The organism is Alphaproteobacteria bacterium (assembly GCA_018063245.1).
In the GTDB taxonomy this organism is placed as follows: domain Bacteria; phylum Pseudomonadota; class Alphaproteobacteria; order JAGPBS01; family JAGPBS01; genus JAGPBS01.
This window is the reverse complement of sequence record JAGPBS010000038.1, coordinates 1-20,908: the sequence shown is the minus strand read 5'-3', so window position 1 is coordinate 20,908 and position 20,908 is coordinate 1. Positions and strand designations below refer to the sequence as shown.

Here is a 20,908-nt window from a genome sequence, read left to right as displayed (position 1 = left end):
TCAATTGACATGATCTTCGCGTCAACTTTTTCACCAACAGCGAAACGGTCAACACGTTGTTCTGAACGATCACGCGCCAGGTCAACTTTCTTGATAAAGCCAATCACGCCTTCTGTGATCTCAACTACAATGCCAGCATCTTGAAGAGATGTAATTGTACAAGTGACAATATCACCCTTCTTGTGTTTTGACATTTCTGCTTCATGTGTATTTTCTGATAGCTGTTTAATTCCAAGGCTTACGCGCTCTTTTTCAACATCAATATCAAGAACTTTAACTTGAGTCATTGCACCTTTTGTATAGTTTTTAATAGCTTCTTCACCTGAAAGTTTCCAATCAAGATCAGACATGTGAACCATACCATCGATGTCACCTGGAAGACCAACAAACAGACCAAATTCTGTGATGTTTTTGATTTCGCCTTCAAGGATACTACCGACTTGGTGAGATTGAGCAAATTCATTCCATGGATTGTTTGATGATTGCTTCAAGCTAAGGCTAATGCGGCGCTTGTCACGATCAATACCAATCACAATCAGATCAACAGCTTGTGATGTTGATACGATTTTACCAGGATGAATGTTTTTCTTTGTCCATGAAATCTCTGAAGAGTGAATCAAACCTTCAATACCAGATGGTTTTAGTTTTGCAAAAGCACCATATTCAGTGATATTTGTAATTTCTGCAGTTACTTTTTTACCAATTGGATATTCAGCTTCAATTTCTTCCCAAGGATCTTGAGTCAATTGCTTCATGCCAAGGCTAATTCTTTGATTATCTTCATTGAAACGAATCACTTTAACTTGGATTTCATCACCAACTTTAAGCGCTTCACTTGGATGATTAATACGGTTCCATGAAATATCTGATGAGTGCAATAGACCATCAACACCGCCTAAATCAACAAATGCACCGTAATCTGTGATATTTTTAACAGAACCACGAATCACATCGCCTTCTTTGATTTTTCCAAGGATTTCTGAACGCATTTCTTGACGGTTTTCTTCAAGAACTGAACGACGTGAAACAACAACGTTTCCACGTGCTTTGTCCATTTTCAAAATCATCAATGGCTGTGAGTAACCAAGCAACGGTCCTGCATCACGAATTGGCTTAATATCAACCTGGCTGCCTGGCAAGAATGCAAGAACACCAGCAAGATCAACTGTAAACCCGCCTTTAACACGGCTTGTAATTGTACCAAGAACATGTTGGTTTTTCTCATAAGCTTTTTCAAGATCAACCCAAGATTCTTCTCTACGTGCTTTTTCACGAGAAAGAACAGCCTCACCATTTGAATCTTCGAAACGTTCGATGAATACATCGATCACATCACCGATTTTAAGTTCGCTTGCTTGTTCGCGGCCAAATTCTCTTAAAGGAACGCGTCCTTCTGATTTCAATCCAACGTCAACAAGTGCAAATTCATCTGTAAGGCGCACAATGCAGCCCTTAACAACTTTACCCTCAAATTTACCTTCATTGGTAAAAGACTCTTCGAGCAGGGTTGCAAAATCTTCCATACTATTCATTATATATCTAATTTCGAGCGTGCCATATTTAGTTATAGTCATTCAAAAAACAAAAGACAGGAGGCATCATTACTGAATTTTGCTTCATTCTCAACACCTTGCTAAGAATAAATTGATCATATATAAAACCACAAAAGACAATCTCATGCAACAAAAAAGCATGAGTCTCTCTTTTTTTGTTGCGCGCAAGTATTACTGAGCTTGATTAAATTGCGTTACCGCATCATCCGGCTGAAATCCAAACAGAATTTCATAACCGCCTGCACCTTCATTTGGATGGAGAGGAATAAACTGTGTTAATGTCTCAAGACTCCCTGCCATGACTTGATTTTTCTTGAATTGAATATCGGTTTCATAAACAGATTTCTTCAGAACTTCGCGCTGTGGATTTGCGATTGCAACAAAGTATTTAACTTTAACCACATCTTTTTTTAATTTTGGTCCTTTTTCAACTGTAATAGAAACCTTCAAATCTGTTGAAACACCTTTTTTGGCATAATCACAAGAGCCTTCATAATCAACAATCTTGGCTTCTGCAATCAAATTACCCATCGTTTTTTGCTCACCAGCCACATAAAATTTTGCTGATGAAAGATCATTCATAATACCAACCTGAGGGCAAGCGATGTCAGCAACCTCTCTTTCAGAGTTCGCACAAGCCCCTAAAGAAGAGACAAATAAGAGAGTCAAAGCAACCAAACGATATTTATTTTTCATTATTACACCTAAATTCTTCTAAAAATCTTGATTTTATATATTAAATCGGTTTATGAATAAAATGTCTAATCCTTTTTAAGATGAGATCAAATTTAATAACAGGAATATCATACATGACACCTGACTCAAACAAACAACCTCTAAAACTCATTCTCGCCTCACCACGTGGTTTTTGTGCAGGCGTTGATCGAGCGATCAAAATCGTTGAAAAATCAATTGAAAAATATGGCGCACCCGTCTATGTTAGGCACGAAATTGTCCATAATAAATTTGTTGTAGAATCCCTTAAAGCCAAAGGGGCTATTTTTGTTGAAGAGCTTGACGAAGTCCCAGATGGCGTTCCCGTTGTATTTTCTGCTCACGGCGTTCCAAAATCTGTTCCGGCTGAAGCGACTCAGCGCGGCCTTGAGTATCTCGATGCAACATGCCCCCTTGTCAGTAAAGTTCACTCTGAAGCAGAAAACATGTTCAATGCAGGTTATGAGATTCTCCTGATCGGTCATAAAGGTCATCCAGAAGTTATCGGCACAATGGGTCAGCTGCCCGAAGGTGTTATCCAGCTCATTGAGACGAGAGAAGACGCTTTGCGCATTTCAGTCAAAAATCCAGAAAAATTATCCGTTGTCACACAAACCACCCTATCTGTTGACGACACAAAAGATATTCTGAATGCCTTAAAAGAACGCTTCCCTTCTCTCCATATCCCCAAAAAGGAAGATATCTGCTACGCGACAACCAATCGACAAGCTGCTGTTAAAGAGATAGCTCCCTTGGTTGATGGCCTGATTGTCATTGGCGCCCCGAATTCATCCAATTCAATGAGACTTGTTGAAATCGCTAAAAATTACGGCTGCAAAGAATCCATGCTCGTTCAAAGAGCTACCGATTTCGACACATCATGGGCAACTGGATTTAAAGCAATAGGCCTGACAGCTGGGGCCTCTGCCCCTGAACTTCTCGTTCAAGAAGTTATCCAAAAACTACAAGACAGCTATCTTGTCTCTATTGAAGAAGTGACAATCACAGAAGAAAATGTAACTTTTAATATCCCACGTTCGCTTGCTTCATAAGGAATTGATAACATCATGTCTCACAACAGGGTTCAAATCTATACAGACGGCGCCTGTAGCGGAAATCCTGGACCAGGAGGATGGGGGGCAATCTTACGTTATAAAAAGACTGACAAAGAAATTAGTGGCTTTGAAGAAAACACCACAAACAATCGTATGGAGCTAACAGCTGCTATCAAGGCTCTTGAAAGCCTTAAACGAAAAGTCTCAGCTGATCTGTACACAGATAGTGAGTATGTCAGACAAGGCATGCTTTCTTGGCTTCCCAAATGGAAGGCAAAATGCTGGCGCCTTTCTGGTGGTGGCGAGGTCAAAAACCGTGATCTTTGGGAAAGGCTCGATGCGCTTTGCCAAGAACATGATGTAACCTTTCATTGGATCAAAGGCCATGCTGGGCATCCGGAAAATGAAAGAGCAGATCAACTTGCTCGTAGTGGCGTTGAAGCATATCTTGAGCAAATGAAGGGTTCCGATTGACAAGACTACCAAGCTTTGTTAAAGTCTCGATAATGCATCATTTTTTGATAAGGGAGCATTGCTAAATGCGCATCACTTATAAACTATTTTTCTATTGTGTTATTCTCCTGTTGCTCGGTTCAGGCGCCTATGGCCTCTACACGTACAACACTGAATCTCTTAACTTCAGAACAGGCAATGACAAAATTGCTTATACACGTATTTTCGACAAAGGCTGTTACGTTCAAGAAGTGAATCACAAAAATGCCCCTATCAACATGTCAGGCAGTAGTTATCTAAACCTAGACCATCTGCAAGCTCTATTTAAATCAAAAGGAATCTCCCCTGAAAAAGTTTATATATTTGACGTCTTGCCAACAACACATTACATGGTCAACAATCGCCCGATTGAGTGGTATGGATATTCCGTTAAAAATGGTGAATTAAGGTCTCTTGAGATTCACAAGAACAACATTTTCTCATTTCTCTATAAAAAGTATATTTTATGGTTAAATGACCCTCTTGAGAATATGACTGTTGATCAGCTTGTTTCTGAAGAAGACACCATCAAAAGTTTGGGCTGGAACTATGTAAAACCCCTTCCAAAAGAGTGGGTTGAAGATTGGTCTTTCCTTGAAGATTGGCTTCCTATCTTTCAAAAAATCCCAAAAGATGGATGGGCGCACTTCCACTGCTTACGCGGCAGAGGCCGAACAACCTCTGCAATGGCTTATTATGATATCTTCCGCAACCATGACAAAATGACAGTTGAAGACATTATTAAACGTCAATATTGTATCGGCGGCGAGTATTTAGATGATATCACAGTCTGGAAATCAAGCACTTGGCCTCAAGAACGCCTCGTTTTACGACGTGACATTCTTTATTATTTCTATGATTATATGAATGATCCACAAGGCTATAAGAAAACACCTTGGACAAAATGGCTCAAAGAACACAAAAAAACTTAATGTTTTGTCAATAAGAACACTTGACGAATGAAATTTATTCCGTTATAAATAAGCTCTTATGAGAAATTACAATATTAGGATTTGATATGGCTAATCATAAATCAGCAGAAAAAAGAATACGTCGCAACACAAACCGTGCTGCAATTAATCGCAATCATGTGTCACGTATTCGTACTTACATTAAAAAAGTTGAACTTTGTCTTGAAGCAGGGAACAAATCAGAAGCAACAACAGCTTTATCTGTTGCAATTCCTGAGATTCACAGCGGCGTGAGCAAAGGCATTTTCCATAAAAATATGGCATCACGTAAAATCTCAAGGCTCACAAAACGTGTTAATGCTCTTGCATAAATCAAATTGAGATTTCAAAAAATGGGAAGCAATGCTTCCCATTTTTCATTGGCAAAAAGCTTCTTTCTCTTTTTACTGATTTTCTACTTTCTCTTTTGAGCAAAGCATATTATGCTAGCTTTGGCTTCACGTTCATCTTTTCTTTAGAAACGTGAGTTCAACCAATTTTCTTAGAATTCTAAGGAAATCCCCTCTTCTTTTTCTCAAACACATATAAAACCAATCTTTTAGAACAATGTCTGACCTTTCTACATCACTCGATTCACAATGGGAAGAAATCTGCACCTTGCTTAAGGCAGATATCGGAGATTTGTATTTTAAAAACTGGATCAAGCCTTTACGTGTCGTGGACATTGAAGATAATGAAGCCAGACTGGCAGTACCAACAAGGTTTATTCGCGATTGGGTCTCTGTTCATTACCTCCAAAAAATCCAAAAGCACTGGTCAAAAATCAATCCAGATGTTGAAACTGTTGACTTAATTATTCTTGATTTTCCCTCACTCAAACAAGAAAAAGCTGATTCAAGCATTTCTGAATCAATAGAACCTTACACAGAAGAGCCCCCCAGATCTCCAGAAAAGACTTTCACCATCTCAAATGACCAAGATGATAAAATCCAAGGCATGGCTGCTCTTGATCCGCGCTTTACATTTGAAAATTTTGTTGTCGGAAAACCAAATGAACTTGCTTATGCAGCTGCTCAACGCGTTTCTGATGCAAAGGAAGTCACCTTCAATCCTCTCTTTCTCTATGGTGGTGTTGGGCTTGGCAAAACGCACTTGATGCATGCAATCGCCTGGCAGATCCGTCGAAATAACCCTAACCGCCGTGTTCTTTATCTTTCAGCTGAAAAATTCATGTATCAATTTATCCGCTCATTGCGCTTTAAAGATACAATGGCTTTCAAAGAACAGTTCCGGTCTGTTGATGTGCTCATGATTGACGATGTTCAATTTATTGGCGGAAAAGAGTCAACACAAGAAGAATTTTTCCACACTTTTAATGCTTTGGTTGATCAAAATCGTCAAGTTATTATCTCAGCCGATAAATCTCCTTCTGATCTTGAAGGCATGGAAGAACGCCTTAAATCAAGACTTGGTTGGGGTCTTGTTGCTGATATCCATCCCACAACCTATGAATTACGTTTAGGTATTCTCCAAGCTAAATCTGAAAAAATGGGCTACCATATTTCAGAAAAAGTGATGGAATTTCTGGCTCATCGAATCAACTCATCGGTCAGAGAACTTGAGGGTGCTCTCAATAGAATCATTGCACACAGCCAGCTCGTTGGCCGTGAAATCACTCTTGAAACAACACAAGATGTCTTAAGAGATCTTCTCAGAGCCAATGATCGCAGGGTCACCATTGAAGATATTCAACGAAAAGTTGCTGAACATTATAAAATCAAAATGTCTGACATGTCTTCATCGCGCCGTGTTCGAGCAATTGCAAGACCGCGTCAAGTCGCCATGTATCTGGCAAAGCATCTAACTGATGCCTCTTTACCTGAAATCGGTCGTAAATTCGGCGGCAGGGATCATACAACGGTCATGCATGCGATCGATAAAGTTGATGAGCTCATGGCTTCAGACAAAAGTTTTTCTGAAGATGTAATCTTTCTCAAACGTATGATGGAAGCCTGATATAAATGTATCAAAAGATTTTTCATTAACCAAAAATCTTTATCTCTTTTAAAAACCAAAAAGATACACTCTTGCTCTAGAATAAGCATAGTCAGCTTATTCCATTCAAACCAAACAGGAGAACCATATGTCAGATCTTAAATCACTCAATGCTATTCTAGAAACTGGTCAAAACCTTTCATTCATTTACAGCGGGGTGCAAGTCAACCTCCCGACAGCTCAGACTGCTGAGTTCAACGTCTCTTTAAAACGTTTCTCTCCTGAAAATTCCGCAACAGAGCTGTTCAATTTGTCTGTGAATCACAGAACCTTAAACGACATGCAACCTGGTCAAGGGCCCGTCAATCCTGCGCCTACAAATTTTCCAATGACGCTTCGTATCGATGGACCTGGCTTTTTTGTTCTCAAAAACCAAATGAATCCTGCTGCTCTTTATCTATCAAAAGGTGGTCTTGCCCAAATTGAAAGAATGTCTGGCACCGTTAGAATGCATGAATTTGTGATGCAAGGTTGGAACCTCCAAATGCCAGGCGGAATGCCAATGCCTCCTATGATGCCGCCTATGCCATTTGATGAGCCATCTCTGCAATTTATAAACCTGAATATGATGCCTCAGATGATGCAAACAACGCGTGTGACTTTCAATGGCACGTTAGATGGTTCAGCCACTAGTAATGGCCTTACATCTGTTACTGTTGGTAACAATCCTGGAGATCTTGATACATTCTTACAAGGCATAACCTATCCAGCCCGTATGCAAGTCAAAATAGATACGATGCCGCCGATGCCTCTTATGATTAATCCTGGTGATACCCTACAAACAGTGGCACAAAATATGTCCAATATATTTCCTGGCATGCTTGAAGTTCATGAACAAAATGGCCAATTGGTTATCAAAGGAATGATGGGCCGTAAAGTAACACTTACAAATGAGATGGAAAGCGATATCGTCACACGACTCTTCGGATCGCCATCTGTGACATACAACCCTGTCAGCCATATAATCCCTTCGACCATCATCGACATGAATGGATTAATGCATGATGTTGAATTCAGATTCATGAAAATGAACGATCATAGTTGGCATGTTGAAGGGCACCATAAGCGTCATGAATCTTTTGGACCATCTCTGTTTGGTCAAGGCGATCTTATGTTTGACTTTGCTGGCAATCTCATGAATTTCATGGGCGATTTACAAAATGCCAACATGAATTGGCCAAATGGAATGATACAAACTGTTATGATCTCTTTCCAGGGCATCAGGGAAACAAATGCTTTTGCAACAACCGTTGATAAAGATGGGATTACAAGCCTTAATGCGCCAACTTATAGCATTACGGATACAGGAACGTTCCAGTCTGACTTTAACAATGGCCCTAAGCAAAATCTCTTTAAAGCTGCAATTGCAAAATTTCCTGATGAAGGCTTTTATAATGCGAATCAGGAAATCTATGAGCGCAACAACCCAATGCTGATGCCTCTGCCGATGACAGTTTCAACCGCTGAAGCTGCAGATGTGACGATTACAAAAAGTTAACCTAATCATCAATAAAAAGCCCCCTTTCACGGGGGCTTTTTTCCCATCCCAAATCTTGAAAAATATCATTCAAAATCAACTATTTAAACTTAATTTTTTTGAGCCCAAAATCTTCATTTCTTCTTAAAAAAAGAGACTTAAACTGGCCCCCGAGAATTAAGTAACTTAGGCAATATAAACTTTATTCTTGGATAAAATTTAACAGAAGGATTTAATAGTATGGCAGATATCAATAATACATTCACCGCAATCGAATCAAATATTCCCCCCGGGCATGAATTGAGAGCGCATATTGGAGAGTTTCATCTTAGCATTGTAAGTAATGGAGGGGCTCAGCTTAAACTCACAACAAGAACATCTAATATAGAGATTGATAGTAAGATATTTTCTCTAAATGTTGAATCAATGTCTCTGCCTCAAAGAACACCTTCATTACCACACCCTATCAAATCCTCTCCTTCAACAGGAAGTGAAGCTCTTTCATCATCTGGCAGTGATGAAGAATCTTCATTCAGTTATATCCTAGACGAAAATGGAACAGAACCATCTCCTCCATTGCATTATTCAGCAACAGGTGATAATGTTCAACCAGCGGCTCCAGATAATATCTCAGACTCAGGTGCATTACCAGTAGTAGCACTCATTGCAAGTGACCCTGACGATGAAATTCCATACGTGATTGCATTTGAAGAGGAGCCCGTTGTCCCAGCAGCGCCTGTGGCAGCTGAAGCAGTAGATCCAGCGCCAGTGGTTGTTGAACCTACAGCGGCACCTGTTGTAGCTGAAGCAGCAGATCCAGCACCAGTTGTAGTTGAACCTACAGCGGCACCTGTTGTAGCTGAAGCAGCAGATCCAGCACCAGTTGTAGTTGAACCTGCAGCAGCTCCTGTGGCAGCTGAAGCAGCAGACCCAGCTCCAGTTGTAGTTGAACCTGCAGCAGCTCCTGTGGCAACTGAAGCAGCAGATCCAACTCCAGTTGTAGTTGAACCTGCAGCAGCTCCTGTGGCAGCTGAAGCAGCAGACCCAGCACCAGTTGTAATTGAACCTGCAGCAGCTCCTGTGGCAACTGAAGCAGCAGATCCAACACCAGTTGTAGTTGAACCTGCAGCAGCTCCTGTGGCAGCTGAAGCAGCAGATCCAGCACCAGTTGTAGTTGAGCCTGCAGCAGCTCCTGTGGCAGCCGAAGCAGCAGATCCAGCACCAGTTGTAGTTGAACCTGCAGCAGCTCCTGTGGCAACTGAAGCAGCTGATCCAGTGCCAGTTGTGGTTGAACCTGCAGCAGCTCCTGTGGCAGCTGAAGCAGCTGATCCAGCACCAGTTGTAGTTGAACCTGCAGCAGCTCCTGTGGCAACTGAAGCAGCTGATCCAGTGCCAGTTGTGGTTGAGACTCCAGCGGCACCTGTTGTAGCTGAAGGCTCAGATCCAGCACCGGTTGCTGTTGATGACATGCCTCCTCTTGTTGACGCATCAGAAGCAACTTCTCTAGAAGGAATTCCGCCAATTGTTCTACCAGGCGAAGGAGTTGAAGTTGTTGCAGAAACAACGCTTGTTGAAGCAGTTCCAACTGTTGTTACTGAACCAACAGAAAGCACGATTGTAAGTGATGAACTTACAGCCGTTCTAGCACCGAATGATCCAACGGTTCCAACTGTTCAATAAGAAGTGATGGTCAGAAAAAAGCCCCCAGAACGGGGGCTTTTTTTATGAACGTATTAAGGCTTGCACCCCTGGGAGAGATTTTCCTTCACACCATTCCAAAAAGGCACCACCTGCCGTTGACACATAGGTGAAATCATCTGTAACTTCAGCATGATTCAAAGCAGATACCGTATCTCCACCACCAGCGATTGATTCAATTTTCTTTGCTCTTGTGAGTCTTGCTACACAAAGCGCAACCTGTGTTGTGCCTAAATCAAAAGGAGGCACTTCAAAAACACCTAATGGGCCATTCCATAAAAGCGTTTTACATTTTCCGAGTAAAGCTTCTATATCCGAAATTGACCCAGCGCCAATGTCAAAAATCTTATCATCTTTGGCAAGGGAGCCAACTTGCTTCACCTCAAAAGGCTCACGAGGCGCTAGTTTTTTGGACACAACAACATCTCTTGGCAACAAAATCTCACATTGTTCTTGCTGTGCTTTTTTCATAATTGCTTGCGTTTCAGCGATCATATCATCTTCGCATAAAGAAGCACCAATATTCATTCCTTGCGCTGCCAAGAATGTATTTGCCATCCCACCGCCAGGTATCAAATAGTCGACTTTTTCGACTAAATTGTAGAGCAATGTCAGCTTACTCGAAATTTTAGATCCACCAACAACAGCAATGACTGGTTTTACAGGATGCTCAAGTGCTTTTGACAAAGCTTCCACTTCCTCTTGCAACAAAAACCCAGCACTTGAAGGTAAAAATTTTGTGATTGCCTCAATCGATGCATGAGCGCGATGCGATACTGAAAAAGCATCATTCACATAAAGATCTGCCATATCCGCTAATTTCTTTGCAAAAGTAATATTGTTCTCTTCTTCACCCGGATCAAACCTCAGATTTTCAAGCAAAATGATCCGCTCAGACTTTTTAAAAACGGCCTCAGGCTCTTGATACTGATCCACGAAAGCAACAGGCGTCTGGTAAAGCCTTGAAAGCTCAGGCACAAGAAACGCTAATGAATATTTTGGATCTATCTTTCCCTCAGGACGCCCAAAATGAGACATCAAAATAATACGACCTTGATGTTGCAGAATCCAAGCAACTGTTTTTCTAAGCCGAATCAAGCGTGATGCGTCACTCACCCGATCATGATCAGCCGGCACATTCAAATCAGCGCGCAATAAAACAATTTTCCCTTTGACATCTTGATCTTGAAGTCTTGGGATACGAGACATTGTTATAGCCTCTCTACTTGTATTTTCTGATATCATTGTCATCGCTTTCTGCTCCATAAAAGATCTTTGTAAAATTGATTCCTCCATGCTACACTGCCAGCCTGGATTAATCCAAAATATTTTTTTGATAAATATGTCATTGAAATGTTGACAAATACTTTAAATCGGGGTATAAAACATATTCAAAATAGAGACTTTCGCATAAATCTTAACAAATGCGCAGATCTTAAATATGAGGTTATAAAATGAAACGTACATTCCAACCAAGCAATTTGGTTCGCAAAAGACGCCACGGATTCCGTGCACGCATGGCAACAGTCGGCGGCCGCAAGGTATTAAGTGCAAGACGCGCTAAAGGTCGTCATCGTCTTTCCGCATAGTTTCAGCAATTATTTATAGTTGAAATGTGCAAAACACACTAAAACAAAGATCAGAATTTTTAAATGCGAAGAAGTATGGGCAGGTTGTTCATACTTCTTCCTTTTTGATACAATATTATCTAAGCCCTAAGCCAGCTGGCTCTCTAAATACCCCCCTACAAAAACAGACCCTTCTCAATGGCTATACTGTCACAAAACGCGTAGGCGTTGCCGTTGTGCGCAACTTTATTAAACGTCGCCTGCGTGAAGCCTATGGACACGCTTTAAAAAAAATTGACTTTGACTTCATCTCTCAAGACGAAACCCTGCGCCTTGTTATCATCGCCAAAACACAAATTACGGATAAATCCTTTGACGAGATTCAAAAAGATATGATGCTTGCTCTCCAGAAAATCAAACGAGACCTTAGTAAACAAAAAGAGTTACCCAAGTCATGATCAGAAAGGCAAAATCATCTCCTTTGCTCAACCGCCCAGCCCTTTGGTTAATTGCATTTTATCAATTTCTTTTATCTCCCTGGGTTGGAAGGCAGTGCCGTTTTTCACCCAGCTGCTCTCATTATGCCAAGGCCGCCTTCGAGCGTTATTCTTTTCTGAAAGCCCTTATTTTAAGCATCAAACGAATCGCTCGCTGTCACCCCTTCGCTGAAGGTGGCGAAGATCCTTTACCTTAATGATTTCCCCCTTGACAATTCCTTTTCTGTAAGCCATAAAGAAATCACGGTTAATGAAAAGTAAATACTATCACATATATACAGGAGAGATCTATGTCATTGATTACAAAAGCCCCCAAATTTAACCCAATTATTAAACAGCTTTTTTTACCGAGTGCAAACTTTCGGGCGTTTCGAACTGGCCAAAACAGGACCAATGTCGCTCTTCTGGGCACTCAACAAACACCTCTTTTTAGCAGGAAGCTTCGCCCTGCCACGCCCTTCATGACTCAAGTCATGTACAAATCAGATTCAGACTCATCTTCAAATCCAAAAGACCATAAATTAAAAGTATTTACAGCCTTACTTGGCGTACTTGGTGGAGGACTTCTCATCTTTTGGGACAAAAGGTCTAAGCAAAAAGAAAGTGAAGCTATCATCAAGCGCGGTAATGAAATCTATGAAACGCTGCTATCGCAAATGCCTGATAAACCTTTTCTTGCTGATCATAGATTTCGTGAAGAACTGGAAACCAACCTTTCCATGCGCATGCTCGACTGGAATATGGACACTCAGCAGCTTGTCATGGCAAGACATTTCATAGCATTTGCTGAATCTGTTCATACTGCAAATGCCTCTAAACCTGCCTCAGAAGCAAAAATCACCTTTTATGATGCCTATGCTGCTTACAAAAATCTACGCGCACAGCTGCGTGATTATAAAAACACAGAGCTGAGTATCAATGATAAGCACTTGACGATGTTGCCTCTTGAAATTTATTTCGTTCCTCTTAAAAAACTAGAGATCACTGCACCCATCTCTGATCTGCCTAATAGACTAGACTATGTGCCACTCACTCACTTGACAGTTCAAAGCCCATGCTTGAATCAATTCCCATCCGTAATCACACACTTATCTCATGTAAGTCACCTGACTCTTGCGCACAATAAAATCCAACTTATTCCTCATGAGATTTCTCATCTCACGAAGCTTGAAGTCCTTGATCTAAGCTTTAATAAACTTTCTAAACTACCTGAGAGCATGAATAATTTGACAGAATTAAGACGTTTAAATCTAGCTGGCAATCAATTCAGACGATTCCCTGATCAAATATCTCAACTTCGGAAATTAAGCCTAGTCAATCTTGAAAACCAGAACCCGTCAACATCTTAACATCAACCATCAATAGGAGAGAAACCATGTCATTCATCACCAAAACCCAAAGAATCAGCCCACTTGTTAGACAACTTTTTAAAGCAGAAACAAGCATCCGCACTTTTCAAACAAGCTTTAAAAGAACGAGTGGCGCTGCTTTTGAGCCTCACACAAATCTACTCAGCAGCAGAACAAGCCTTCGCCTACCTTCTTGTCCAGAACAAGTGAGATTTTCGTCAACTGTTCACGAAAATGAACCACCTTCAACTGACAAAAAATCAACCTTCACAGCCGGTCAAAAGGTGTTTGCTGCAGGCGCCCTTCTCTCAGGTCTTACTTATTATGCTGAAGAGAAACTGAGCCAAGCTGAACAAGAACGTGAAGTTGCACAGCTGCTAAAATATGCTGATGAAATTATTGACCAACTCGTATCTGAAATGCCTGTCGGCACTCTGGATTACAAAGCGCGGGAGCATATCACCGGCTATTTAGGAAGACGATGGCAACATGAAAACTTAGAAGGCAAACGCAAATTTGCTCGAGGATATCTTGATTTTGAAGAATCTGTGAAAATAGCTAATCTTGGTCGTTCTGGACCTAAAGTCATAACCCTCCTGCAAGCTTTTGAGGCCTATGTCCGCTGTTATCATCAAATCGAGAAATATACTGAGGGCGATTTAATCATTTCTGATCCTCACCTCACCATGATTCCAAGCTTTATTGGATATAGAGCTCATCTGATCAGAGATATTGCGATCTACTCACCGATTTCAGACTTGCCACGTGAATTTGCATCATTAGAAAAATTGGAATCCCTCAAAATACAAAGCCGCGCTCTCTATCAATTTCCGCCTATTTTAGGTGAACTTCCTAATCTTAAAATACTAAATCTTTCAAACAATAAGATCGAAGTCATACCCGACTGCATCTCTGGCCTTAAAAACCTTGAGGTTCTCTATCTAAGTGACAATTCAATCCACAGTCTTCCTGATAAGATTGGAGACCTACCAAGACTCAGCTCTCTCAGCCTATCACACAATTCACTCGAGAAACTCCCTGAAGGAATGAACCGCTTACAAGAACTAACTTATTTAGATCTTGCTGCAAATCACTTTTCTCATTTTCCGTCTCAAATATTTGGTCTTAAAAAGCTTGATTTACTGAATCTTTCACACAATCAAATTCAACGCGTTCCGAATGATATTGAAACATTACCAAATCTGACTGCACTCTTTCTTGGTTTCAATCAAGTGATGAGCATATCCACGCGGATCAGTGTATGCCAAAAACTTGGGCATCTTAGCCTGCGTTACAATAAACTGACCTCTGTTGAATCTGCGATTGTCAACCTACCGAGTCTTAATTGTCTTGTTCTTGATAACAATCAATTAACAGAGATTCCAGTTGAGCTTCTGTCGCATAAAACTCTCACCAGATTAGCTGTGGGGAATAATCCTATCAACTGCGTCATTTTATTTTCTTTTATACAAGAGTTTTTAACAAAGAAAACAGCGACTCTCTCACTGCCTATCTCTTTATACGTAAAAATGCGCGATGATATCGCTGCGTTACCTGAAGAGCAACGTTCTAGAATTACATTTGATAAAGAGAACTAAGAATACTTATAGGATCTTGAAAAAGGCTGGGTGTTTGTCCCAGCCTTTTTTTGTTAGAAGCCCAGACCTCTGAAAAGCCCACCCAAGAACCCTTCCTCTTCACGATGGACTGGTTCAGGCGGAGGCGTTTCATCATAATTCTGATCTGTATCTGTCGTCGTTGGCGCTGGCGCTGTTTCTGCATCTGGACTGATAAAGGCCGTTCCATCTGGCAATGGTTCATGATATGGGATACCTGAATTCATATCGATGACAAGCGGAGGCATTGGTCTTCCATGATAAACAAACTCTAGGATTTGAGCAAAAACACGTGCAGAGAATGCCCCACCCGTCACACTTGATTTCATCGGCTTACTATCATCATTCCCAAACCACATACCACCTACGTAATCACCGGTAATACCATAAAACCAAGCATCTTTTGAATTCTGAGATGTTCCTGATTTACCTGCCAAATACTCAGGCGGCCCTGCTTTACGCCCTGTTCCATAACGCACAACAGCCTTCATACTGTCCGTAATTTTACGGATAGCTTGCTCAGAAACACCACTCACATGAACGGTTGCTTCTCTTTCATAGACCGTCTCACCCTTGGTATTTTCAATCCGCTTAATCACATAAGGATAGACCAAAAACCCACCGTTACCCATTGTTGTATAGGCTCTGACCATTTCAATCAGCGTTATTTCACTTGTCCCAAGCGCAAAAGTCATATCACGACGCATCGGAGATGTGATCCCTAACCGTTTTGCCATATCAAGTGCAAAATTCAAACCAGCTCTCTGTAACACTCGGATTGAAGCGCCGTTTAAAGAAAGAGCAAGCGCTCTCTCAACGGTCACAGGTCCTTTAAACTTGCTGTTAAAGTTATCAGGGCTCCAATTGCCAAGACTAATTGGCGCATCATCAACGATATCTTGTGGACTAAGCCCTCTTTCAAACGCAGCTAAATAATAAATTGGCTTAATTGAAGAACCTGGCTGTCTTTTGGCTTTTGTTGCTCTGTTAAAGGCAGTCTCAGCATAACTATTACCACCCACAATAGACATAATACCGCCATCCAAATCTGAGAAAACAAAAGCACCCTGGCCAATCTCATTTTCGGCGCCTTTTTCCTCCAGAACTGTTTTAATTTTATTTTCAGCAAATTTTTGGAGTGGCATATCAAGCATTGTGAAAACATGAAGATCTTCACGAGATTCAGGATCAATAAAGAGCTCAATTTGTTCAGCCACATAATCCGCATAATATCTTGCCACATAAGTTGCTGCAATTTTTGAAACCCTTGTTTGAACCTCAGAAACATAATTTTCGATATTTTTTGGATCGTTGTACAAATAACCACTATCCGCCATCGCTTGCAATACAAGCCTTGTCCGCTCAACCGATTTTTCTTTATTGCTAAAAGGAGAATAGCGCGACGGTGCTTTCAAAAGACCCGCCAAGAGAGCTGATTCCCCAACTGTGAGCTCTGATACATCTTTACCAAAATATTTATGAGCCGCCGCATCAACACCAAAAACGCCTGCACCAAAGTAGGTTCGGTTCAGATAAGCTGTTAGAATCTCTTCTTTAGAATAAGACCATTCAAGCCACAAAGCCAAGATTGCCTCTTGAATTTTACGACTCATGTTTCTTTCTTTTGTCAAAAAAAGATTTTTGGCGAGCTGTTGTGTTAAAGTTGATCCACCTTGAACCACTGAACCTGCTCTAAAGTTCACCCACATGGCGCGCGATAGGCCATAAACATCAATTCCAAAATGATCGTAAAACCGTCTATCTTCAATTGAAATGACTGCAGCCCTTAAATAATCAGGAATCTCATCAGTCTGAACTTCGCTCACTTCACCACCGACTTCAAAAAAGAGATTATCATCTCTGTCATATAAAAAATACTTCGGGTGATGAACAGGATCCAAAAGACCATCAATTTTTGGCAAGCGATAGAGGTGATAACCCAGAACCAATGATCCTGCAATAAAACCCCAAATGGATATCACAAAAATCCATTTAAAAAGGAAGGAGAAAAATCCACCAGAGGATGTCGATTTCTTTTTTCTAGTCTGTTTTGTCACACTACACCTACGCTCTAAATATGATCTATTTTGACACGCTTACTCAAAAATATGCAAGCTTTTTAAAGAATAAAGAATCCAAAAGACAATTTTTACCCTGAACAGTCCGGCAAAAATAAAAAATAAGAAAAAAGTAAAAAAAGAGTTGACGATGATTTTTTGTGTGTGCTAAGAGTGAGATAAGAACAAGATAAGAATATGGAAAGAATTCGGGCCTGCCTAAAAAGTAATCAGCCTTCAAAACCATACAAAACAGCATAAATTCAATTGAGCGGAGCAATCCTGGCAGATATTCCCCTCAATTGGCCAGCCCTAGTTAAGAGGAATCATCATGATCACGTCCCTGCTCAAAAAAACAATAAAGCCAGCTATTCATTCCCTCGTTTTATTGTCTTATCTTGTCAGCTTTGTTCTCCCTGTAAATGTTGCCCATGCTCATACAGATAGCGTCAGTGGAGCTGCCATTCCAGCGCCTCCAGCGCCTATCGTGAAAGATCAGCCAGCGCCTCTGCCTATTGGCTTAACGCCCGCAGAAATGCAAGATTTTGGTCATGTAAAAGCAGATAATAGCCACGGACATGGGCCTTTGATCGATAAGGCTCCCAATGGTGTGCTTCTGGAATTGATTCGTAAACCAGATGGAGCCGGCATTTCGTATAATCAGCTCAAAGAGATGGATGTGGGCGCGCGTGGCCTTATTCTCAATAACTCAACAGAAAAGAACGCCAGGAGCCGATTGGGTGGAGAGATCATAGGCAATCACCTTCTGCAAGGGCAAAATGCACGCATTATCATTCAAGAAGTGACCGGCAAGAACACCTCTCAAATTCGCGGATTTATTGAAGTTCACGGCAAAGCAGCAGAGCTCATCATTGTGAATCCGAATGGGATTGATGTCAATGGCGCAGGTTTTATCAATATTCCGCGCGCAACGCTTTCAACAGGACAATTGCAAGATCTCTCCAATGGCAGGCCCATTCAGTTAAAAATTGATGGCGGTGAGATCACCATTCAAGGCAAGGGCCTGAGTTTAAAGGGCGTCAGTCAGTTTGATATTGTGACACGCAAAGTGAATTTTGATGGAAAGCTTTACGGCGCTGAAGACAACACAGATGCCTCTGTCAGAGCCGGCAAGCAAATTTATGATTATGAGGGCAGAACATCACAGGTCCATGATGATCCGAGCGCTGAGGCAGCTCCTGTCTATGCGATTGACTCATCGGCTTTGGGTGGCATGTATGCAGGCAAGATTGCGCTGATCTCAACGGAAAAGGGCGTTGGGGTAAGAGCGCCTGAGGACATGGCATCGCGCATGTCAGATATAACGATCTTAGCCAATGGCGATGTGGTCCTGAAGAATGCCAGTTCTGATAATGGTAAGATTGAGGTGAAATCAAAGAATGGATCGGTGACGGTTGAGAAAGATAAAAAGGTACACGGAACAGAAGGCGTTAAGCTTGCGGCACAGAAAAAGATTGAGATTGCTGAAGGGGCAACTGTGAAAGCAGGAACGACTGTTGAACTGAGTGCCCGGACTGTCAGTAACCAGGGTGAAATTTTAGCAGGTCAAAAGATCAGTGGTCATATTACAAGGGGTCTTGAGAATCATGGTTCAATGGTAAGTCAGAGTGCCTTGGACGTTTCAGCCAAATCAATCACGAACCATGGCAAAATAAAAGCAGGACAAAAATTGCTTCTCAAAGGCTTTGATCAGCTTGAAAACAAGCGCCACGCCAATATTGAGAGCAATGGCATGCTCTTGCTGAATGGTCAAAATCTAGAGAATCATGGAGCAATGCTGAGTCAATCTTTAATGGATATTCGTCTTTCTGACAATATGCTTAACGATGGTTGGATCAGATCGCATCACGGTTTGAAGATCTTTTTGAATGGCCATTTTTTAAACACCTATCAGGGCGATCATATCGGCGGAGAAATGCTGATCACAGGGCCTTTGCTGATCCGGGGCAAAGATGATTTAAAAGCACGCCATATTGAAAATCGCTCAGCCATAATTGAGACTTTAGGGCTAGATGGGAATATGTCTTTCAAGGCAAAGCTTGTTCAAAATAAGATGGCTAAGCAAGAATATGTAACAAGTACAGATCCCGTTCATCATCCATTTAAAAGAAATTATGGCACAATCGAATATAGCAGGGGAAGTTCCCGCAAAGGACGACAAGTAGATACCAAAGATCGATTAATCTCAAAAGATAATCCTGCGCAGCTCTTTGCTTCAGGGAATATTGATATCGAGGCTGATAAAACCGTCAATGAGATGAGTTTTATAACAGCTGCAAAATCGATCACACTCAATGGGGACGAATTAATAGCCAAAGGACGTATTCTCAGAGAGGAGAGAGCTTCTCAAATAAGACGCAGAGGACATTCAGAATGGAGCCCGGATATTGATCGACCATCCACCGATGTTAAAATAATCGACTCCCAGTCTCTTGCCTCTTGGATTCATGCGGGCGAGGATATTACTTACAATCTTAAAACAGAGTTCAAGCAAGAATCAGAACTTGACCAAAATGTTAAAGACAATGTGGCCTATGTTGCTTCAAATCGCAATGAATCTCCAGAGATGGTCATCAATTCAGAAGATTTTGCCTTTCAGGCCAGTGAATCGCCTTTCTTAACGATCAATAAAGGCGCAGGGGCTCATTACCTCATTGAAACACGTAAAAAATATGTCAATGCTGGATCCATGATGGGGTCGGACTATTTCCTATCGCGTATGGGGCTTGGCAATGCCAAAAGATATGGCGATGCTTTTGTTGAAAGGCACTTTTTAAGAAAGCAAATCTTTGAGAATGGTCTTGCCGATCGTCTCGGTGCGGCTCACAGTGAAGCTGAACTCATACGCCAACTTTACGACAATGCGATTGAAGAGGCAAAAGATCTCGAACTTTATCCTGGCATTAAAATGACAGCTGAGCTGATCAGTCAGCTCAAGCGCGATATGATCTGGATGGAAAAAGAAATCGTGGGTGGCGAAGAAGTTTTGGTACCAAGACTCTATGTCGCAAGATCAACCAGAATGGCACAATTAATCAATAATGGAATCTCAGCTAAAAATATTGATATAAAAGCTGGCACCGTTATCGCTCAAGGTGCAATTCTCTCTCAAGGCAAAACACATATTGAAGCTGAGAAATCTGCTCTCTTTGTTGGCGCCAATGTTGATGGAAAAGAGACAAAGGTAACGGCAGGCGAGACTGTGTTTAACCTTTCAAGTGCGCTTGCAGGGGACAGTCTTGCTGTTAAAGGACAAAATATTTATAGCGAAACGGTCACAAGAACCATCGAAGGCCCACATTCATCTATCACAACAGCCCAAGGGCAAGCGAGCTTCACCTCAAGAGCCGCGCCATTGACTCTTGAATCAGAAAAAGAGGGATCGCAGCAATATTACGGAACCAATCTTCATGGTGAACAGGGCATTCAGTTTAAATCGGGTGGAGCCCCAGTCTATCTTGGCTCAGTTGAAACTGGCTCACACCTTGCGATGAATAGCAGAAAACATAAGCGTAACGAGCAACATACGCATCATGTAAAATCATCAGTGACCACTGGCGCTGGTTATGATGTGATCTATGAAACAGGAGATCTCACTTTCCAAGGCGTTGATCATCATGCTGGCGGCAATATTGTCGCCAAAGTCGATGGTACTTTTGAGAATACCCCAGTACATGACTATGATTATGTTCAAAAATCGTCAAAATCAAAAGGGTCCTTTGGCCGGAAGAAGAGCAAAGACTCAACCCATATGAGCGATCAAGTCAATCGGAATGTGCTAACCGCCGATGGCGGCACTGTCTCGATTATCTCAAAGGAAGATAACCATAACGTTGCTCCAGAGA

At 41.4% G+C, this 20,908-nt stretch carries 17 protein-coding genes; 13 read left to right on the top strand and 4 right to left on the bottom strand.

From position 1 onward, the window contains the following. Together KBF71_06430 and KBF71_06425 are read right to left on the bottom strand one after the other, a co-directional pair. On the bottom strand, positions 1-1,532 hold a 1,532-nt coding region (locus KBF71_06430), incomplete at its 3' end, for a 30S ribosomal protein S1 (protein ID MBP9877950.1). A gap of 192 nt (positions 1,533-1,724) precedes the next feature. After that, positions 1,725-2,249: a hypothetical protein gene (locus KBF71_06425; GenBank protein MBP9877949.1), complete on the bottom strand. Its 525-nt coding sequence runs from the start codon at positions 2,247-2,249 to the stop codon at positions 1,725-1,727. A 113-nt stretch (positions 2,250-2,362) separates the two neighbouring features. Here KBF71_06425 and ispH point away from each other — a divergent pair, with 113 nt between their 5' ends. The 7 genes from ispH to KBF71_06390 all read left to right on the top strand — a co-directional run bounded on the left by ispH (position 2,363) and on the right by KBF71_06390 (position 9,937). Then, positions 2,363-3,319 (top strand): 4-hydroxy-3-methylbut-2-enyl diphosphate reductase, encoded by a 957-nt coding sequence (gene ispH / locus KBF71_06420; GenBank protein MBP9877948.1) that lies wholly within the window; start codon positions 2,363-2,365, stop codon positions 3,317-3,319. A gap of 15 nt (positions 3,320-3,334) precedes the next feature. Further along, complete coding sequence (gene rnhA / locus KBF71_06415) at positions 3,335-3,796, top strand: ribonuclease HI (protein ID MBP9877947.1); 462 nt, start codon at positions 3,335-3,337, stop codon at positions 3,794-3,796. A 65-nt stretch (positions 3,797-3,861) separates the two neighbouring features. Continuing rightward, the gene (locus tag KBF71_06410) at positions 3,862-4,746 is read left to right on the top strand and encodes a hypothetical protein (GenBank protein MBP9877946.1); all 885 of its coding nucleotides are present in this window, start codon (positions 3,862-3,864) and stop codon (positions 4,744-4,746) included. A gap of 86 nt (positions 4,747-4,832) precedes the next feature. Then, positions 4,833-5,096, top strand: coding sequence for a 30S ribosomal protein S20 (gene rpsT / locus KBF71_06405; protein MBP9877945.1), 264 nt, complete (start codon positions 4,833-4,835; stop codon positions 5,094-5,096). Positions 5,097-5,331: 235 nt separating this feature from the next. Next, positions 5,332-6,741, top strand: a complete 1,410-nt coding sequence (gene dnaA, locus KBF71_06400; protein MBP9877944.1) for a chromosomal replication initiator protein DnaA — start codon at positions 5,332-5,334, stop codon at positions 6,739-6,741. A 127-nt stretch (positions 6,742-6,868) separates the two neighbouring features. Beyond that, positions 6,869-8,278 carry a hypothetical protein gene (locus KBF71_06395; protein MBP9877943.1) on the top strand — a complete coding sequence of 470 codons (1,410 nt, stop codon included), beginning with the start codon at positions 6,869-6,871 and terminating at the stop codon, positions 8,276-8,278. A 219-nt stretch (positions 8,279-8,497) separates the two neighbouring features. Continuing rightward, complete coding sequence (locus tag KBF71_06390) at positions 8,498-9,937, top strand: hypothetical protein (protein MBP9877942.1); 1,440 nt, start codon at positions 8,498-8,500, stop codon at positions 9,935-9,937. A 42-nt stretch (positions 9,938-9,979) separates the two neighbouring features. Here KBF71_06390 and KBF71_06385 read toward each other — a convergent pair whose 3' ends face one another. Next, positions 9,980-11,164, bottom strand: coding sequence for a phosphoglycerate kinase (locus tag KBF71_06385; protein MBP9877941.1), 1,185 nt, complete (start codon positions 11,162-11,164; stop codon positions 9,980-9,982). A 245-nt stretch (positions 11,165-11,409) separates the two neighbouring features. On the opposite strand from KBF71_06385, the gene rpmH reads away from it, so the two are divergent. From rpmH to KBF71_06360, 5 genes are all read left to right on the top strand, one after another. Next, a complete protein-coding gene (gene rpmH / locus KBF71_06380; protein ID MBP9877940.1) occupies positions 11,410-11,544 on the top strand; it encodes a 50S ribosomal protein L34 in 135 nt (44 codons plus the stop codon). A gap of 26 nt (positions 11,545-11,570) precedes the next feature. Continuing rightward, positions 11,571-11,981: a ribonuclease P protein component gene (gene rnpA / locus KBF71_06375; protein ID MBP9877939.1), complete on the top strand. Its 411-nt coding sequence runs from the start codon at positions 11,571-11,573 to the stop codon at positions 11,979-11,981. Next, the gene (gene yidD / locus KBF71_06370) at positions 11,978-12,217 is read left to right on the top strand and encodes a membrane protein insertion efficiency factor YidD (protein ID MBP9877938.1); all 240 of its coding nucleotides are present in this window, start codon (positions 11,978-11,980) and stop codon (positions 12,215-12,217) included. Before rnpA ends, yidD begins: the two co-directional genes overlap by 4 nt. Before the next feature lie 93 nt (positions 12,218-12,310). Beyond that, complete coding sequence (locus KBF71_06365; protein MBP9877937.1) at positions 12,311-13,369, top strand: leucine-rich repeat domain-containing protein; 1,059 nt, start codon at positions 12,311-12,313, stop codon at positions 13,367-13,369. 26 nt (positions 13,370-13,395) lie between these two features. Then, positions 13,396-14,967 carry a leucine-rich repeat domain-containing protein gene (locus KBF71_06360; protein MBP9877936.1) on the top strand — a complete coding sequence of 524 codons (1,572 nt, stop codon included), beginning with the start codon at positions 13,396-13,398 and terminating at the stop codon, positions 14,965-14,967. Between the two features lie 53 nt (positions 14,968-15,020). Here the strand turns inward: KBF71_06360 and KBF71_06355 are convergent, their stop codons facing one another. Continuing rightward, positions 15,021-16,967, bottom strand: a complete 1,947-nt coding sequence (locus KBF71_06355; protein MBP9877935.1) for a PBP1A family penicillin-binding protein — start codon at positions 16,965-16,967, stop codon at positions 15,021-15,023. A gap of 406 nt (positions 16,968-17,373) precedes the next feature. Between KBF71_06355 and KBF71_06350 the strand changes: the two genes are divergently transcribed. Next, the coding region (locus tag KBF71_06350) for a filamentous hemagglutinin N-terminal domain-containing protein (GenBank protein ID MBP9877934.1) at positions 17,374-20,908 on the top strand (3,535 nt) is incomplete at its 3' end.

Excerpts from the sequence above, each read along its gene's own strand:
- KBF71_06425 (MBP9877949.1), bottom strand. The coding sequence starts at position 2,249 with ATGAAAAATAAATATCGTTTGGTTGCTTTGACTCTCTTATTTGTCTCT.
- ispH (MBP9877948.1), top strand. The coding sequence starts at position 2,363 with ATGACACCTGACTCAAACAAACAACCTCTAAAACTCATTCTCGCCTCA.
- rnhA (MBP9877947.1), top strand. The coding sequence starts at position 3,335 with ATGTCTCACAACAGGGTTCAAATCTATACAGACGGCGCCTGTAGCGGA.
- KBF71_06410 (MBP9877946.1), top strand. The coding sequence starts at position 3,862 with ATGCGCATCACTTATAAACTATTTTTCTATTGTGTTATTCTCCTGTTG.
- rpsT (MBP9877945.1), top strand. The coding sequence starts at position 4,833 with ATGGCTAATCATAAATCAGCAGAAAAAAGAATACGTCGCAACACAAAC.
- dnaA (MBP9877944.1), top strand. The coding sequence starts at position 5,332 with ATGTCTGACCTTTCTACATCACTCGATTCACAATGGGAAGAAATCTGC.
- KBF71_06395 (MBP9877943.1), top strand. The coding sequence starts at position 6,869 with ATGTCAGATCTTAAATCACTCAATGCTATTCTAGAAACTGGTCAAAAC.
- KBF71_06390 (MBP9877942.1), top strand. The coding sequence starts at position 8,498 with ATGGCAGATATCAATAATACATTCACCGCAATCGAATCAAATATTCCC.
- KBF71_06385 (MBP9877941.1), bottom strand. The coding sequence starts at position 11,164 with ATGTCTCGTATCCCAAGACTTCAAGATCAAGATGTCAAAGGGAAAATT.
- rpmH (MBP9877940.1), top strand. The coding sequence starts at position 11,410 with ATGAAACGTACATTCCAACCAAGCAATTTGGTTCGCAAAAGACGCCAC.
- yidD (MBP9877938.1), top strand. The coding sequence starts at position 11,978 with ATGATCAGAAAGGCAAAATCATCTCCTTTGCTCAACCGCCCAGCCCTT.
- KBF71_06365 (MBP9877937.1), top strand. The coding sequence starts at position 12,311 with ATGTCATTGATTACAAAAGCCCCCAAATTTAACCCAATTATTAAACAG.
- KBF71_06360 (MBP9877936.1), top strand. The coding sequence starts at position 13,396 with ATGTCATTCATCACCAAAACCCAAAGAATCAGCCCACTTGTTAGACAA.